The organism is Robertkochia flava (genome assembly GCF_020166515.1).
In the GTDB taxonomy this organism is placed as follows: domain Bacteria; phylum Bacteroidota; class Bacteroidia; order Flavobacteriales; family Flavobacteriaceae; genus Robertkochia; species Robertkochia flava.
Map to the genome: position 1 here is coordinate 68,542 of NZ_JAINZT010000005.1, position 16,305 is coordinate 84,846.

A 16,305-nucleotide genomic window follows, 5' to 3' on the forward strand; every position below is an offset into this window, starting at 1 on the left:
TATGGTAAGTTACGCTATAAATCGCTTAAATAAAACACATGCATTGACATCTCCAAACCCGAAACTGGCCTTGGCAATAACCTCAATATCCCGATTAATTGCCTGCTGGGGTACCCTTGAAACATCGATGAGTTTCTTAATATCTTCGTGCAGATCTTCACAATTCGCATTTGGAGCGATAAATTGCTCCTGTAGTTGCAGGATACTGGCTACACATTCAATTGATCCTGCAGCGGCCAGGCAATGGCCAACCAATGATTTTGTAGAATTTACCAGGGGAAAGTCCTGGTGTTTTCTTCCCAGTGCCCTGGTCCAGTTTTCAATTTCCAAAGCGTCTTTAGATGTGGCTGTAAGATGACCATTGATAGCATCCACCTCATTCGGGTTTATTTTAGAGTTTTTTAAGGCATTTTTAATACATCGCTGTACAGCTATTGGATTCGGCGCAGTCAGGCTGCCTCCCTGGCGTTGTCCGCCAGCATTAATGTCACCCCCTAATACCTCCGCATAAACAGTTGCACCACGTTCCATTGCAGATTTCAAGGATTCCAATACCAGGGCACCTGCACCGCTTCCGGGTACGAAACCTGAGGCAGACGCACTCATGGGTCGCGATCCTTTTTCCGGGTCATCATTGTGCTTGTAGGTCATTACCCGCATAGCATCAAAACCTCCCCAAACATAGGGGCCATGATCACTACAGCTGCCCACCAGCATCCGTTTTGCGTTTCCGCTCCTGATTCTGTCATATCCCATCAAAATAGCTTCCGTACCGGTTGTACATGCCGATGAATTTGTGGTGACCTGATTTCCCAACCCGAGCATACCGCTTAAATAAGCGCTGATACCGCTGGTCATGGTTTGGAGGACTACCGTACTCCCCAGGCGCCTTACCTCGCCACCATCGAGTTTGTATATCGCTTCCCGGAATTTTTCAACACCCGACGTCCCTGCTCCAAAAATGAGCCCGGTATTATAATCCGGTTCACTATCGGGATCTGTTTCAAATCCCGCGTCCTTCCAGGCATCTATACCGGCAATGCATCCATACAATATCCCGGAACTGTTAAATCCTCTCAGTTGTAAATCTGTAAAGTATTGAGATTGCAATTCATGGGGAAGGTTTGGAACCCCTCCTATTTGACAGGAAAAATTGAGGTCTTTCAATTTTTGATGAAATGTGATTCCCGAGGTCCCATTTTGCAGCGCTTTGGTGAACTCAGGAATCCCAACACCATTGGGTGCAACTACTCCCATACCTGTTACGACGACTCTTTTGTTTATATTATTTTCCATCAGCGTTGGGAATTTATCTGTTTAAAATACCGGTGATTGTCTGTTTTTAGAGATCCTTCAGGCCTTAAGCATTCCGGAAATTATTCCTCTTGCCACCAGGTCTCCATCTTCTGTAAGCATTTTTACCTTACATTTTAATTTATTAAAGCGGAACACTTCTTTTTCTGAATACACAGTTACTTTTTGACCGGGGAACACCGGTAAATAAAAATCCATTTGATGTGAGGTCAAGGCGATTTGTGTGCTTAGATCTTTCTTTAACTCATCTTTCATCAGGTAAATTCCAAGACACACCAAGCCAATCTGTGCCATGCATTCGGTAAGGATAACACCGGGGGTAACAGGATTGTTTTTAAAATGCCCTTGGTAAAAGTATTCATCCCTCCTGAATGTGTAGTGCCCTTCAATGGCATCTTCAGTTATCATCCCGATATCGTCAACAAACAAAAAAGGTCTTTGATAAGGTAATAATGCTATGATATCAGATGCTTTCATATTAAATTAGGTGTTCCCCGCCATCAACAGGAATTACCGTACCTGTGATCCAGGAGGCCTCGTCCTTTGAAAGTAAGTACACCGCGTTTGAAACGTCCTCCGGTGTGGTCAGGCGTTTATTTGGATTTCGTTTTAAAGTATGCTTGATAATCTTTTCGCTTCCGGGAATCATTCTTAAAGAGGCAGTGTCTGTTACTCCTGCCTGAATACAGTTTGCCTTGATTCCATAGGGAGCAAACTCGTATGCCAGATTTCGGGTAATAGCCTCCAGTGTAACTTTGGCCGCCGAAACCGCCGCATATCCATTCCAGACCCTGGAAGTTCCTTCGCTGGTAAAACTTAATATCCGTGCATCGTCTGCAAACAAATTTGCTTCAAAAATTGATTTGGCCCAGTCGTACAAACTAATTCCCATGGATGCTATGGTCAGGACAAAGTCCTGGTGTTGCAGAACTTCTTTTTCGTCGGAAACCATGGATTTCAGGTTGCCTTTGGCCAAACTATGGACCATGGTACGTATTTTTTGATCCCCCCCTAAGATCGATTGCAATTCCTGAACAATAGCCTCTCTTTTCTCTACCTTAAATGCATCACTGTTGAATGCCTTGAATTTTACACCCTCTTGCTCTATGCGATTAAATTCTTTTAATATGGCTTCTTCCTGAATTCTGGGATTTCGGTGTACGATACAAATATTCATGCCATGCCTGGCCAATTTTTTGGCAGTTGCCAAACCCAGGCCACTGCTGCCGCCAAGTATCAAGGCCCAATAATTTTTATCTTTGAATTCTTTCATCTTACCACTCTAATAGTATGCTCTGGGCGGAAAAACCCGGTCCAAAACTTAGCATTATTCCTTTATCTCCCTTTGGCAGCTTTTTGTCCATAAACCTTTCCATAACATATAATACCGTGGCACTGCTCATATTCCCATACAGCCGTAAAACTTCTTTTGTATCATTGATGTTCTTGCCTAAAGCACCAAATAAATCCTCTACTGTCTGTAAAATTTTCTTTCCTCCGGGATGAAAAATCAAATGATCAATATCTTCAATAGTCAGATCATTGTTCTCAAGAAAGGGATAAATAATATTAGGAAAGTGATCGGCTATGGTCTGAGGAACCGATGGGTCTAAGATCATCTGCAATCCTGTATTCCTTAATTTAAATCCCATCATATGTTCCGCATCATAGAAGTGATACATGGCTTCATCCCTGATCTCCGGGCCAACCTCATCCTGGTAAGACGAAAGAATTACGCTTGCGCACCCATCACCAAAAATCGCCGCACTTACAATGTTGGCCATCGAATAATCGTCCAGCTGAAATGTTGCAGTGGGTGACTCGACAGCAATAACAGCAGCCCTTTTGTTGGGATTGGCCTTCAAAAAGTTTTTTGCATACAAGATGCCGGAGATCCCTGCTGCACATCCCATTTCGGTCACCGGCAATCGAACAATATCCTGCTTTAACTTTAAACGATTGATCAGATAAGCGTCCAGGGACGGAATCATGATACCCGTGCAGCTAACTGTTATGATATAGTCCAGGTCTGCCGGAGCCAAATGCGCCTTGTACAAAGCCTTCATTAAGCTGTTTTCTGCCAGTTTTATGGCTTCGTGGGCGTAAAGGTTATTTTTTTCTTCGAATGAAGTTCTTAAGAACACCTCTTCAGCATCCATAATGGAATAACGCCTGTCAACCGCTGCGTTCTCGAAAATCTTAAGGACTTTGCGCTTAAAACGTTCTTCCTGCCCCTCGAGCCAGAATTCTACAAAGGGTAAAATATCCTTGGTTTCTCTTGTATATTTTGGAAGCTGCTTTGCAACCGATGTTATTTTTACTGCCATTCAGGATTTAATTAGCCATTGGTAGCGGAATGCCCATTTCCAACAAATTTTAGATTCAAGATTCAGTTGCTTTTAAATGTTTTCCAACTCACGACGCTTGAATCCTCTTAAAATAGAGGTCAAACCATCCTGTACGATCATAGGGTTTGAAATCACCAGGCCCAACAGTTTAAACAATCCGTAGGCTACTTTATTTCGATGTAAATCATTGATAACGATGCCCAGGCCTGCCTTCGAGGTCAATGTTTGTAAAAGTGAATGGATTTCTTCCTGATTCAAATGATGGAGAAACAAGGTGGAAAGCACAATATCGTATTTGAAGGTTTGGAATTCCTCGGAAAAAACATCCAGGTTCTTGAATGAAACTTCACCATAATCTTCGGAAAGCTCTAAGGCATAGCTAATGGCGTCCTGGTTGGCATCAATGCCGATCAGATTAAAAGAATACTTATGTTTTCTGCCATATTCAGCAACCAGTCTTAACATATTCCCATGACCACAACCTAAATCTATGATGGTATAGGTTTGGTCTTTGGGCTGTCCTTTCAGTAAATAACGCAGACCATCCAGGGTTGTGGAGTTTCCCCCTAACCACCTGTTAATTGTTCCCAGTTTTTCCAGGCTGTCACGAAGTAACTCCCCTTTCATGGAAAAATCATCCATGAGTTCCGTCGAATTGCTTCTGCTTGTAGTATCTGCAAATAACCTCATTAAGCTTTCATAGGTTTTCCATGTGTCATTCTAATTATCAAGGGAACCAAAAAGGGCACATATCTTAAAATTACAAGTAATTTTGGTGCCAACCAATCCTGACTGAATAAATAGGCGATCACACGACCTGTTTTTAACCTCAGCCTGAACGTATTATTCCAGGTTTTGGCATACTGTCGTTCCAATTCTGCTCTTGTATTTATTTTCTTATGATGATAGTCAATAATCAGATCTGATGCCAATTGAGCACTTCTTATGGCCATTGCCATGCCATTTCCACAAAGCGGATGAATCATTCCCGCCGAATCACCGCACATAATCATATGGTTTTCAATTGGATTTTTCGGCAAAAAGGAAATTTGACTGATGACCAATGGATTATCAAATTCAGGAATGGAATTGAGGAAAATTTTCTTTAAGGCAAGATTTTTGAAAATAATTTCATTTTGAAACGCGTCGATATCCTTATAGTTCTTAAATGCCTTATAGTTGGTTATGTAGCACAGATTAATTTGGCCGTTCTCAACTTTGGATACCCCGCAATACCCCCCTTTAAAATTGTGAAGGGCCACCTTGTTTTCAGGAAAATTACCGGATACATGAACCTTTATACCCAGGTATGGCGATTTCTGCGCAATGAAAGAACGCTGTAACTTAAGATCTAAATTAGATCTTTTCCCAAAGGCCCCGATGACCACTTTAGCATCGAAGTTTTGATTGGATTTGGTATGCACTTGAAAAGAATCATTTTCAAACACTACATCGTTCACAGTATCCTTCTCTACGCAAACCCCTTGCCTCAATGCTAATTGGTAGAGCTGGAAATCCATTTCATATCGGCTCATTCCAAATCCGCCAAGGGGTAATTCAGCCTTAATGGTCTTGTTGTTATGAGTGGTCAGCTCAAAATGGGTGATGCGTTGGGCACCAAATTTAAATGGGTCGAACCCTAACTGGTTTAAATACGGTAATACTTCATTAGATATATATTCACCACAGACCTTGTGTTTGGGATAATTGTTTTTTTCAATAAGAAGTACCTTGAAATTATACTTTCCCAAATGAATGGCACACGTTAACCCGGCCAGTCCTCCTCCAATAATTATCACTTCAAATCGTTTACTTGTCATTTACAATTGTTCAAAGTTGACCATACCGATTTAAAAGTTTTCATCTTAAAAAAATATCTTCCCTGAAATGGGAATCAAGTGGATGATGGTTAAGTTAGAAGTTATTTTGTAAACATCTGTGCTTTATCAGGCATATTTGTTTAATGCATCTTCTAAATTTTATAGTCAAGTTAAACCTTACCTGAATTTTGATCATATGGATTACACTTCCCAAAGGGGGCGTGTGTTTTTTGGATACTGTAAGATGCAGGAAACCGTGCCCTGAGTCTTTCCATATCTGATGGAAAGGCATACCTGATGCTTCCGTTTTTTCTGAAACAGCAGTTACGCTTACTTTTTTGAACACAGACATTCAAGCCAGGTCAGGGTGAGCAATACAGCTATCGGTATCAGGTAGCCTCTGAATTACAATGAGGGAAAGTTATAGGGGAGGGGAGGGTGATATAGCAATAAAAAAAAAGACCGTCAGGAAGACGGTCTTTTTTATGAATTTAATTTTTTAGAAGGAATCAAACAACTCCTGCATTTTCTCTTTTTCTTCATCAGCAAGGGCCGGATCTACAAGAATTCGTCCGCTATGCTCATCGATGATGATCTTTTTTCTGGAAGCGATCTCCATCTGCACCTGTGGCGGGATCGTAAAGAAGGATCCTCCTGAAGCTCCACGCTCGATGGGTACTACAGCCAGTCCGTTCTTAACACTTTCACGGATTCTTTTATAAGCCTTAAGCAGTCGGTCCTCGATTAGTCCCTGGTATTCTTCACTCTTCCCAATAAGTGCCTTTTCCTCTTTCTCAGTTTCAGACAGGATATCGTTGAGTTCGTTCTTTTTGTGCTTCAGGTGAGAATCACGCTCGGAAACACGTTCCTTGGTCTGGGCGATAACCTCTTTCTTCTGTTCGATCTGAACTTTGAATTCCTTAATGTGTTTTTCGGCTAACTGAATTTCCAGTTCCTGGTATTCGATCTCCTTGGAAAGGGAGTTGAATTCTCTGTTATTACGAACATTCTTTTGCTGCTCGCTGTATTTTTTGATCAGCGCCTTGGCTTCTTCGATAAGGTTCTTCTTATTGGCGATCTCGGTATGGATCTCTTCAAGATTCCCGTTCAGCTTGTCTAATCTGGTTTTAAGGCCCTCCACTTCATCTTCCAGGTCTTCCACTTCCAGGGGAAGTTCTCCTCTAACATTTCTGATTTCGTCAATCCTGGAGTCTATGAGTTGAAGGTCGTAAAGCGTCCTTAACTTTTCTTCAACGGTTACTTCTGTTTTCTTTGCCATATGAATTATAAATACTTGACGGGATTTGTATTGCAAACTGATAAAACGATTGCAAAATTAGGAATTTTTTTTCTAAGATGGTCAACTAAAAGATTTTTTGTAAACTGTTCCGTCTCGTAGTGTCCGGGGTCTGCCAAAAGAATTTTTCCTTCGGCACTGAAAAAGTCGTGATACTTGAGATCTCCGGTTACGTAAGCGTCTGCTCCTTCGGCTATTGCGTGTTTTATGCCAAAAGCACCGCTTCCTCCCAGCACTGCCACTTTTTTGATGGGAGTTCCCGTGAATTCGGAGTGTCGGACACATCCGGTTTTAAATACGGTTTTTACACGCTGAAGGAATTCAGAGGCGTTCATGGCTTCGGGCAATTCCCCGGTCATACCGATCCCGATGTGCTGGTTGTTGTTTTCAAGGGTTAGAACCTCATAGGCCACTTCTTCGTAAGGATGATGTGCAAAGAGAGTTTTCAGTACTGCCGATTCGAGGTGTCGCGGGAAGGTGATCCCGACCTGTACTTCTCTTTCGGTATGTAATTGCCCTTTTTTTCCGAATTGGGGGTCAGAGCCTTCTTCCCCTTTAAAGGTGCCGTCTCCTTCCACATTAAAACTGCAATGACTGTAATTCCCAATATTTCCTGCTCCGGCATCAAACAGGGCTTTACGCAGGGCCTCGGCATGTTCGGCCGGAACAAAGGTGGTAAGCTTCTTTACCGTATCCTTCTGCGGAATAAGCACTTTTCTGTTTTCCAGTCCAAGAACTTCACACATCCGGGTGTTTACCCCCTGGAAGCTGTTATCAAGGGCAGTGTGAATGGCGTAAATGGCGATGTTATTCCGGATGGCTTTTAATACAACCCGCTCTACATAGGTTTTTCCGGTGATCTTTTTCAATCCCTTAAAAATGATCGGGTGAAAACTCAGGATGAGATTGCACTTTTGTTCGATAGCCTCATCCACCACATTCTCCAGGGTATCCAGGCTTACCAGGACCCCGCTGCATTCTTGCTTTGGATCTCCTATCAGCATCCCCACGTTATCGAAATCTTCTGCATAGGGCAGTGGAGCGATCTCTTCAACCAGGTCAGTGATATCCTTAATTGTCATAGGCAGGTTTTTTTTCAAAGATAATTATTCTAATTTCGCTTTTATGCGCACCCTGCGAAAAATACTGCTACCTTTCTCCTGGCTCTATGGTTTGGTGATCCTGCTTCGCAATAAATGCTACGACTGGGGCTGGTTTAGCACTACATCTTATGAAATTCCTTTGATTTGTATCGGTAACCTCCGGGTTGGAGGTACGGGTAAAACCCCGATGACGGAATTTATTACCCGCATTCTTTGTAAGGAGCATCGGCTTGCCTTGCTTAGCCGGGGCTATAAACGTCAATCAGAAGGTTTTGTGATGGCCGATGAAAACACGACAGTTCAGGAGCTGGGAGATGAGCCTTTCCAGTTTTTTCGTAAGTTTCCTGAGGTAGTTGTCGCAGTGGATGCCAACAGGAGAGAGGGGATCCGTCTCTTGCAGGAAAAGGCAGCCCCCGAAGTCATCCTGCTGGACGATGCTTTTCAGCACCGCAAAGTAAAGGCCGGCTTAAATATCCTGCTAACCGTATACGGCGACCTGTATACCGATGATGTTGTCTTGCCGGCCGGAAATCTGCGCGATACGCGGAACCAGGCATCAAGGGCCCAGGTAATCGTGGTCACTAAATGCCCTGCTCATCTCAGTGTCGCTGAAATGAAGGATGTTACGCAACAACTTGATCCCTTGCCGGGACAGGAAGTGTTCTTTGCTACCATCGATTACGATTCCTTTTTATACAATGCCGCAGGAGCCTCCATGCCGTTATCTGACCTGCCCCCCGGGGCACCCCTGATCACCGGGATTGCCTCTCCGGGTCCTTTATTACATCATTTAAATTCCCTCGGGCTTTCATTTACACATCAGGCCTATTCCGACCATCACAATTTTGCGCCTCATGAGGTTAAAAAACTCAGCAAACACGCTTTTCTGTTTACCACCGAGAAGGACTTCATGCGGTTGGAAGGTCAGCTCGATAACCTGTGGTACCTGCCTATACGCACAAGGCTTTTATCAAGGGAAGAGGAATTTCGGGAGTTATTAAAGAATTATGTTTCAGGATATGAAGCGTAGTGGGATGTTCCGATCTGCTTAGACCCGGGCCTTGGAGTTGCTGATTACCTTGGCTATCGTACCGTAAAAGGTTTCAGGCTTAAAGGGTTTGGTGATGATATCTGTACATCCGGCTTCGTAAAAGTCGTCTGTATTTTCATCCAGGGTTATTGCGGTAAGGGCAACAATCGGAATCTGTGTGTTGAACGTCCTGATTTTTTCTGTTGCAGCAAGGCCGCTTATCCCGGGCATGTGAATATCCATGAGGATAAGGTCGTAGGTGTTCTTTTGGGTCATGTCAATGGCTTCATAGCCATCATTTGCGATATCGCAGGACATGCCTTTTTTGTCCAGCATTTTCTTGGTGATCACCTGGTTGATCTTGTTATCTTCAACAACCAGGATATGCAGGTTGGCAAGAAACTCATCGATAACGGATTCGGGTGGAGGGGCTGAGGTGTCTTCCTTGATCTCCGGCTCTGCCACTGCCTCCGGGATATCAAATAAAATTTCAAAGAAAAACCGGCTTCCCTTACCCAGTTCACTCTCAAGCTTAATATCACTGTTGAAGAGTCCTAACAGGCTTTTTACAATGGTAAGGCCTAATCCGGTGCCACCGTATTTTCTGTTGATCTGTACCGAGCCCTGGGAGAAACTGTCAAATATGCTTTCCTGCATCTCCTTGGAGATTCCGATTCCTTCGTCAATGACCTCAAAATGGATCGTTTGGGTGGTGTCGGTCTTTTTTACCGGCCTGGCCTGAATGGTTACCGTGCCATCATTAGTAAACTTCAGGGCATTGCCTACCAGGTTAAGGAAAATCTGTGAAAGTTTCAGTGGGTCTCCCAGGAGTTTCTCCGGGATCTCCTTTGAAATGTCCAGCTTGATCTGGTTTTGATTCTCTTTTGCGGTCTGCTCCAGGGAGTTGGCAACATCTTCCAGGGTTTTTCTCAGATCGAATTTGTGGTGTTCCACAGCTACCTTATTGGCATCGATCTTGTTGATCTGCAGGATGTCATTAATAAAATCCAGCAGGTATTCTCCTGAAAACTTCAGGGATTTTAAGTGGGGTTTCTGACTTTCTTTCGGGTCTTCCTCCAGCAACAGGTGGGGAAGCCCCGTAACCGCATAAAGCGGAGTGCGCAACTCATGACTCACCGTGGAGAGGAACTGACTTTTGGTTTTCATAGCCTTTTCGGCCTCTTCTTTGGCCAGTTGAAGCTCCTGGTTCTTCTTGATAAGCAGTTCATTGGTCTTTACCTTGATCTGGTTATTTCTGTACAGGGAGATCGTAAGCAGAGAGATGATAATGAGCAAGGCCGAACTTAATACGGAGGTGAGCTTTGACCGGTTGGCCATTTGTGCCTGGTCTTTTACGCTCTGACTCATCTGGTCGATGGTCTGTATGTACATCTCCATATCATTCTCATGGGAAGCTTCTTCCTGAGATTTCAAGACATCGGGATTAAAATACAGGGCTATGATACTATCTACCTGCTTTAGGTGATAAAGTGCCTCCCGGTATTCGCCCTGTTCCTCCAGAAGCTTGTACGTAAGGATATGAGCGTCCTTAAGGATCTTTGGGTATTCGTTATCGGAAGCCACCAAAAGTGCATTCTTAAGCTGGTACTGCGCACTGGCCAGGTTATCTTCATCCAGGAAGATATCAGCCATATTCAGGTAGGCTTTGGCCCTGAGGTATTCGTCTTCGTATCCGTGATCATTCTGCATGACCTTGCTGAAATAGATCTTTGACCTCGGATAGTCATTGAGTTCTTTATAAATTAAGGCCTTGTAATAATTAACGGTAAGTGCCGTATTTGCATCCAGCAGTTCCTTGTCTATCTGGTCAAGGATCCGGTCTGCCTGCTTCATTTTTTCCAGGGCGTCTTCGTCATTATTCTTCCTGGCCTGAACATAGGCTTCCAGGATGGTGGTCTTGGCATTCCCTTCCGGGTAGGTCTCAGCGTCTATAAAATTCGCCTTGGCCAGGCGTAAACTTAATTCCGGGCTGATGTTTTTATTGAATTCGAGGTTGAGAATGGTATTCAGGTTATACAGGTCAATGTAGATCCTGTCATCGTTCAATGCAGAAGCGAGTTTGGCGGCGCGGTTCAGGTCTTTCAGTGCGCCTTCATAATCCCCGAGATTCTTTTTGGTATAGAACTTTTGAACGATGCCCTGAAGGCTGTCCATGATCATTAAGTCGTTCTGTGCACTCATTGAAATGGGCACAAATAACAACGCTATGACCAGGGTTATAAACCGCATAGGAGTAAGTTAAGAACCTAAATATAGCTATTTCTTGCTTAAGTGTTCAATTAAATCGACCAATCGATTGCTATAGCCATATTCATTATCGTACCATCCAATGATCTTCACCATTTTCCCAATCACTGAGGTCATCTGTGCATCAAAGGTGCAGGATGCCGAAGAATGCAGAATGTCTACTGAAACGATGGGGTCTTCCGTGTAAACCAGAATCCCTTTCAGGTCGGTCTCTGCGGCCTTTTTGAAGGCGTTGTTAACCTCTTCAATGGAAGTTGGTCTTTTTACGTTAAAGGTGATATCGGTAAGCGAACCATCGGGTACAGGTACCCGTATACCACATCCTCCGATCACTTCATGTAATTCCGGGAAAACATGGGTGAGGGCTTTGGCAGCACCCGTTGTGGTAGGCACGATGGATTGGGCGGCAGCCCGGGCTCTTCTCAGGTCCCGGTGTGGCTGATCGTGCAGGCTCTGGTCGGTAGTGTACGAATGTATGGTGGTTATGTAAGCCTGTTCTATCCCGCAAAGGTCATTGATGACCCTGATCATGGGGGCGGCATTATTGGTGGTGCATGAAGCATTGGAAACAAGGTCTTCATCTCCGGTGAGCATATCCTGGTTAACCCCCATAACTACCATTTTGATGTCGTCATCCTCGGGAGGTACACTCAGGATCACTTTTTTTACCCCACTTTGAAAATGCCCTTCCAGTTGTGGGCGGGTCTTAAACTTACCGGTGGCTTCGACCACAAGGTCGGTTCCCGAAGGCCAGGTAATATCCCGCGGTGTCTTTCCTGAGTAAAGCGGGATTTCTCTTCCGTTAACGATGATGGTATTATCCCTGAACCCCACAGTATCGCCAAGTACCCCATGGATACTGTCGTATTTTAAGAGGTGGCTCAGCGTTCTGGCGTCGGCAAGGTCATTGATAGCCGTTACCTCTATATAAGGGTGGTTTAACAGCAGGCGGAACAGGGTTCTTCCGATCCTTCCAAAACCATTGATTCCTATACTGATCTTTTTCAACTTTCGGATATTGAGGATGAAAAACCCCGCCTGGGCGGGGTTGTGTATTTCGTTATTCTGTGATTATTCAACGTGTTTATGGGCCTTGTACGACGATCGCACCAGGGCGCCGCTTTCCACGTGGCGGAAGCCCAGGTCAAGGGCAATATCCCTGTACTTATCAAATTGATCCGGGGTAATAAAGGAATGTACCGGCAAATGTCTCTTGGAGGGTTGCAGGTACTGTCCTATGGTAACAACATCTACATTGGCTTCCCTGAGATCATGAAGCGTCTCGATAACTTCGCTTTCTTCTTCACCCAGCCCCAGCATAATTCCGGATTTTGTTCTGCGGATGCCCTGGTCTTTCAGGTATTTAAGAACGCCGAGACTCCGGTCGTACTTTGCCTGGATGCGAACTTCCCTGGTTAGCCGCCTAACGGTTTCCATATTGTGGGAGACTACCTCGGGTGCCACTTCTACGATTCGGTCGATATTGCGTTCTACCCCCTGAAAATCGGGGATAAGTGTTTCCATCGTAGTCTCAGGATTCATCCTTCTGACTGCCTTTACGGTCTCTGCCCAGATTATGGAACCCATGTCCTTAAGGTCATCTCTGTCTACGGAGGTAAGCACAGCGTGCCTGATCTTCATGAGTTTGATAGATCGGGCCACCTTTTCCGGCTCCTGCCAGTCTACCGTTTCAGGCCGCCCGGTTTTTACCCCGCAGAAACCACAGGAACGCGTACATACGTTTCCGAGGATCATAAATGTAGCCGTACCTTCTCCCCAGCATTCTCCCATATTGGGGCAGCTTCCGGAGGTGCAAATGGTATGGAGGTTGTATTTGTCAACCAGGCCGCGAAGCTCCGTGTATTTCTTTCCTGTTGGAAGCTTTACCCGTAACCATTTCGGTTTACCTTTCTTAGGTGCAGCGACCTTTGATGCAGTTACTGTACTCATAGCAATGATTTCTTCGCGCAAAGATACAAAGTTCCTGTTAGAATTTTCCTTAAAGCGTTGTTATATACCAGATGCTGAAACCGGTGAGGAAAACAATACCGGACCAGCTTAGCAGGCGCAGCCATTTTCCAGGTTGGTCATTTTCCGGCATGTGTCGGGAAGTGACCAGTTTGAAATTTACGATCGCGTAGAAGGGGGCAGTAACGAAAGACAGGATGGTGGCTATGTCGATAAGGGTGGTCATCTCCGAGAGAAAAAATAACAGAATGCTGATGGTGCCCAGAGCGAGTATAATAATCCAGAAGGTAAAGTTCAGTGCGGTTTTTTTTCCGGTTAATAACTGGGTGGCCTGGGCCATAGATCTGGGCGATGCGTCCAGGGTAGTCAGGGTAGTGCTGAACATGGCGGTGAAGCCTGCAAGGGCGATGACGATAAACGTTTGCCCTCCAAGGTTAGAAGTGTACAGGTCGATGAACTCGGATGCAAATGCACCTGCTCCGGGACTGAAGGATTTTCCCGAACCGAACATCACCATAGCACCCAGGCTAACAAAGAACACCCCCAGTATGATGGTGCTGAAATATCCGAGATTAAAGTCCCCGAGTGCTTTTTTACTGTTGTACTGGGGCTCCAGTTTCTTTTTTTCAATTGCCCAGAGGGAGTGCCATACCGAAATATCCATGGGGGCGGGCATCCACCCCATAAATGCTATGAGAAATGCAATGGAAGCCGATTCGGTTGGGAACACCTGTCCGAAGTCCGGAACGCTGCCACCGCCGAAGGCGATGATTACCGCGGTAAGTGTACAGAGGCTAAGCAGGAGCACTATATATTTCATTAGCCGGTCGAGTAGTTTGTAATGGCCCAGAAGCAGGATGGCTGTACTTATAGCAGTTATAGCGATACTCCAGGTAACAGGGCTTGTGGAAATGCCGAAAAGGTTGACGGCAAGTCCGGCGGTAACTATGGTTACGGCAGTTTGTATGGTAAACATGGTGGCCATGGTGAGTATGAAATAGGCCAGGAGTACCCCCCTGCCCAGTCTTTGATATCCTTGAAGCAGGCTCTCGCCGGTAGCGATGGCGTAACGCGGACCGAACTGGAAAAAAGGGTATTTAAAGAGGTGGATTACAAACAGCGCCCAGAGAAGTCCGTAGCCGTACTCGGCCCCGGCTCTGGTGGATTGCACCAGGTGAGATACCCCGATGGCAGCCCCGGCGAATAAGAGTCCCGGGCCAAGCTTTCTGAGAAATTGCATAAGTGGGTTAGTTTCCCGAAAAATACAGTTTTTTATGATTTGAAAGAAAAGTATTCAGCGCGGATCGTCAGTTTTTCTGACTAATCAATTCGGCAAGGAGTTTCCGGGCTCTCAGCAGTTTTACTTTTATGCTGTTAAGAGGTTCGTTAAGTTCATTGGCTATTTCCTGGTAGGAGCGCTCCTGAAAATACCGGAGGTTGATCACCTTTTGGTAATGCGGTTTCAGTTTTTTAATGTCTTCCAGCAGGGAAGCCAGGTTTTGTTCCTTGATCAGCTGGTCTTCGGCAGTAGGCGTATCGTCTGCAAGGTCATACAGCCCGCTTTCCTCCTCGTGTTGCGTCTGGTGTAAAGCCCGGCTTTTTTGTTTGCGAAGCAGGTCGATATGAATATTTTTGGAAATGGTAATAAGCCAGGTTTTGAATTCATAAGACTCGTCAAAGGAATCGATCTTGTCAAAGGCCCTGGTAAAGGTGCGTATGGTGATGTCCTCCGCTTCATTCTCATCTTTGGTGCGCAGGAGCTGGAAGCTGTAGACGTTGCTCCAAAAAGTGTTTAGCAGAAAGCTAAAGGATTTTTGGTTGCCTTTTTTTGCGTTTTGTATGTGTTCTTTAATCAGATCCGGATGGTGCTCCACAGGCAGAAGATGTTTGTCTCTCCTAAAGATAAGAAAACTATGATAGTCCGGATGTTTAAATGCCGGGATTCAATGGAGAGGGATGGGAAGCTGTTCTATGAAGGGTCGATCAGTTGTGTTGTGGATCGGGCTTGCGACAGTCCTGTTCGTCAGGCATTTTTCCACAGAAACTGCAAGCTTCTCCATCTTTGTTCAAAAACGGGGATTGGCTTGCACATGTACCGGCAAATTTACCGTCTTTTTTACCCCATATTTTGATGGCAATACCTGCAAAAGCCAGGCCTAATAAAACAATGCTGATCAAAACCAGTTTCATAGTGTCTAATTTGGTGCAAATTTAATAAAATGTAAAGATGTAGAAGAGGGCCGGCGGCTAAATTATTTCGGATTTAACACAGTTCGTTAAGGGGTGTTAAAAACATAAGGCAGTGATTTCCCGAAGGAATGCACTGCCTTATGAACAGATGGTAATAAACTATTAATCTCTGTTAAAATCTATTTTGGCAACTTCACTGTCAATTGCGGCGAAGTCTTTATTTGCTTTGCTTTCGATAGTAATTTTAATACTGGAAGCGTTTTCGGCCTCCAACGGTAATGACATCAGTTTAAGATCGGCCTTTTGAAGCTCGCCCAGACATACCATTTTTCCGTTCACCTCTGCCCACATTTTAAAAACCTTTTCTTTAGGTAGGTCAGGAAGGGAAACCACATTAATGGCACTCAGCCCTTCTTTCGGGTTGATATACGCCACAGAACGGAGGTTCTTGGCACGCTCATTACCTTCGAAAATGTATTGTTTAGTATCCGGGTCGCTCAACACGGCATATTTACTCTTGAGCAATTCCAATTTTGAATTCGTCTCTACAATATCGTTTTTCAGGGTTTGCATCTGATCGACCACGGAACTCTTTTCAGTGGTCAGCATTTGATTCTGATTCCACAGGGCAACAGTGGCTGCTCCCATAAGAAACGTGCTGATGATGGCTGCGGCAAAATACCATGGCAGGGATCTTTTTCCTGAGGATGTGGTAGCGGCATCCAGGGAGATCTCCGGGGTGGAAAGTTGTTCCCGCACAGTGTTCTTCACAGCTTCAGGAAGCGGTTTGGAAAAACTGCGGGCATATTGTTCCAGGTCAATCTGCAGTTTGTCGTATTCCTGAGCAACCTCAGGATAGGTGTCAATAAAATGCTCGGTCTGCAGGTTTTCTTCAAAATCGGTATCACCGGTTAGGTAGCGTTCCAGCAGATCACTTTCCAAAAATAAGCGTACAGTGTCTTTCATG

At 44.8% G+C, this 16,305-nt stretch carries 16 protein-coding genes; 1 reads left to right on the top strand and 15 read right to left on the bottom strand.

All coding sequences use genetic code 11. From position 1 onward, the window contains the following. Positions 1 to 9 precede the first annotated feature (9 nt). The 8 genes from K7R11_RS06770 to K7R11_RS06805 form a co-directional block, all read right to left on the bottom strand. A complete protein-coding gene (locus K7R11_RS06770) occupies positions 10 to 1,284 on the bottom strand; it encodes a beta-ketoacyl-[acyl-carrier-protein] synthase family protein (protein WP_224490229.1) in 1,275 nt (424 codons plus the stop codon). A gap of 69 nt (positions 1,285 to 1,353) precedes the next feature. After that, the gene (locus K7R11_RS06775) at positions 1,354 to 1,791 is read right to left on the bottom strand and encodes a 3-hydroxyacyl-ACP dehydratase FabZ family protein (protein ID WP_224489727.1); all 438 of its coding nucleotides are present in this window, start codon (positions 1,789 to 1,791) and stop codon (positions 1,354 to 1,356) included. 1 nt (position 1,792) lies between these two features. Beyond that, the gene (locus K7R11_RS06780) at positions 1,793 to 2,587 is read right to left on the bottom strand and encodes an SDR family oxidoreductase (RefSeq protein WP_224489732.1); all 795 of its coding nucleotides are present in this window, start codon (positions 2,585 to 2,587) and stop codon (positions 1,793 to 1,795) included. 1 nt (position 2,588) lies between these two features. Further along, complete coding sequence (locus tag K7R11_RS06785; RefSeq protein ID WP_224489736.1) at positions 2,589 to 3,641, bottom strand: type III polyketide synthase; 1,053 nt, start codon at positions 3,639 to 3,641, stop codon at positions 2,589 to 2,591. Positions 3,642 to 3,713: 72 nt separating this feature from the next. Then, the gene (locus K7R11_RS06790) at positions 3,714 to 4,352 is read right to left on the bottom strand and encodes a methyltransferase domain-containing protein (protein ID WP_317196471.1); all 639 of its coding nucleotides are present in this window, start codon (positions 4,350 to 4,352) and stop codon (positions 3,714 to 3,716) included. Then, positions 4,352 to 5,482, bottom strand: coding sequence for an NAD(P)/FAD-dependent oxidoreductase (locus K7R11_RS06795; RefSeq protein ID WP_224489738.1), 1,131 nt, complete (start codon positions 5,480 to 5,482; stop codon positions 4,352 to 4,354). Before K7R11_RS06795 ends, K7R11_RS06790 begins: the two co-directional genes overlap by 1 nt. A gap of 499 nt (positions 5,483 to 5,981) precedes the next feature. Next, positions 5,982 to 6,761 (bottom strand): zinc ribbon domain-containing protein, encoded by a 780-nt coding sequence (locus tag K7R11_RS06800; protein ID WP_224489743.1) that lies wholly within the window; start codon positions 6,759 to 6,761, stop codon positions 5,982 to 5,984. 5 nt (positions 6,762 to 6,766) lie between these two features. Beyond that, positions 6,767 to 7,861 carry a Nif3-like dinuclear metal center hexameric protein gene (locus K7R11_RS06805; RefSeq protein WP_224489758.1) on the bottom strand — a complete coding sequence of 365 codons (1,095 nt, stop codon included), beginning with the start codon at positions 7,859 to 7,861 and terminating at the stop codon, positions 6,767 to 6,769. Positions 7,862 to 7,904: 43 nt separating this feature from the next. Between K7R11_RS06805 and lpxK the strand changes: the two genes are divergently transcribed. Continuing rightward, positions 7,905 to 8,912 (top strand): tetraacyldisaccharide 4'-kinase, encoded by a 1,008-nt coding sequence (lpxK, locus tag K7R11_RS06810; RefSeq protein WP_224489764.1) that lies wholly within the window; start codon positions 7,905 to 7,907, stop codon positions 8,910 to 8,912. Between the two features lie 18 nt (positions 8,913 to 8,930). On the opposite strand, the gene K7R11_RS06815 is transcribed toward lpxK, so the two are convergent. The 7 genes from K7R11_RS06815 to K7R11_RS06845 all read right to left on the bottom strand — a co-directional run bounded on the left by K7R11_RS06815 (position 8,931) and on the right by K7R11_RS06845 (position 16,304). Then, positions 8,931 to 11,162, bottom strand: coding sequence for a response regulator (locus K7R11_RS06815; protein WP_224489766.1), 2,232 nt, complete (start codon positions 11,160 to 11,162; stop codon positions 8,931 to 8,933). A gap of 27 nt (positions 11,163 to 11,189) precedes the next feature. Further along, a complete protein-coding gene (gene gap / locus K7R11_RS06820) occupies positions 11,190 to 12,188 on the bottom strand; it encodes a type I glyceraldehyde-3-phosphate dehydrogenase (protein WP_224489769.1) in 999 nt (332 codons plus the stop codon). Between the two features lie 63 nt (positions 12,189 to 12,251). Then, positions 12,252 to 13,130 carry a lipoyl synthase gene (gene lipA / locus K7R11_RS06825; RefSeq protein ID WP_224489773.1) on the bottom strand — a complete coding sequence of 293 codons (879 nt, stop codon included), beginning with the start codon at positions 13,128 to 13,130 and terminating at the stop codon, positions 12,252 to 12,254. Between the two features lie 49 nt (positions 13,131 to 13,179). Beyond that, entirely contained in the window at positions 13,180 to 14,388 is a 1,209-nt protein-coding gene (locus tag K7R11_RS06830; protein ID WP_224489776.1) for an Nramp family divalent metal transporter, read from the bottom strand. Between the two features lie 67 nt (positions 14,389 to 14,455). Next, positions 14,456 to 15,022, bottom strand: a complete 567-nt coding sequence (locus tag K7R11_RS06835) for an RNA polymerase sigma factor (protein WP_224489784.1) — start codon at positions 15,020 to 15,022, stop codon at positions 14,456 to 14,458. Positions 15,023 to 15,131: 109 nt separating this feature from the next. Continuing rightward, positions 15,132 to 15,338, bottom strand: a complete 207-nt coding sequence (locus tag K7R11_RS06840) for a membrane or secreted protein (protein ID WP_224489787.1) — start codon at positions 15,336 to 15,338, stop codon at positions 15,132 to 15,134. Between the two features lie 162 nt (positions 15,339 to 15,500). Next, positions 15,501 to 16,304, bottom strand: coding sequence for an anti-sigma factor domain-containing protein (locus tag K7R11_RS06845; protein WP_224489789.1), 804 nt, complete (start codon positions 16,302 to 16,304; stop codon positions 15,501 to 15,503). Position 16,305 lies beyond the last annotated feature (1 nt).

Excerpts from the sequence above, each read along its gene's own strand:
- K7R11_RS06775 (WP_224489727.1), bottom strand. The coding sequence starts at position 1,791 with ATGAAAGCATCTGATATCATAGCATTATTACCTTATCAAAGACCTTTT.
- K7R11_RS06780 (WP_224489732.1), bottom strand. The coding sequence starts at position 2,587 with ATGAAAGAATTCAAAGATAAAAATTATTGGGCCTTGATACTTGGCGGC.
- K7R11_RS06785 (WP_224489736.1), bottom strand. The coding sequence starts at position 3,641 with ATGGCAGTAAAAATAACATCGGTTGCAAAGCAGCTTCCAAAATATACA.
- K7R11_RS06790 (WP_317196471.1), bottom strand. The coding sequence starts at position 4,352 with ATGAGGTTATTTGCAGATACTACAAGCAGAAGCAATTCGACGGAACTC.
- K7R11_RS06795 (WP_224489738.1), bottom strand. The coding sequence starts at position 5,482 with ATGACAAGTAAACGATTTGAAGTGATAATTATTGGAGGAGGACTGGCC.
- K7R11_RS06800 (WP_224489743.1), bottom strand. The coding sequence starts at position 6,761 with ATGGCAAAGAAAACAGAAGTAACCGTTGAAGAAAAGTTAAGGACGCTT.
- K7R11_RS06805 (WP_224489758.1), bottom strand. The coding sequence starts at position 7,861 with ATGACAATTAAGGATATCACTGACCTGGTTGAAGAGATCGCTCCACTG.
- lpxK (WP_224489764.1), top strand. The coding sequence starts at position 7,905 with ATGCGCACCCTGCGAAAAATACTGCTACCTTTCTCCTGGCTCTATGGT.
- K7R11_RS06815 (WP_224489766.1), bottom strand. The coding sequence starts at position 11,162 with ATGCGGTTTATAACCCTGGTCATAGCGTTGTTATTTGTGCCCATTTCA.
- lipA (WP_224489773.1), bottom strand. The coding sequence starts at position 13,130 with ATGAGTACAGTAACTGCATCAAAGGTCGCTGCACCTAAGAAAGGTAAA.
- K7R11_RS06830 (WP_224489776.1), bottom strand. The coding sequence starts at position 14,388 with ATGCAATTTCTCAGAAAGCTTGGCCCGGGACTCTTATTCGCCGGGGCT.
- K7R11_RS06840 (WP_224489787.1), bottom strand. The coding sequence starts at position 15,338 with ATGAAACTGGTTTTGATCAGCATTGTTTTATTAGGCCTGGCTTTTGCA.
- K7R11_RS06845 (WP_224489789.1), bottom strand. The coding sequence starts at position 16,304 with ATGAAAGACACTGTACGCTTATTTTTGGAAAGTGATCTGCTGGAACGC.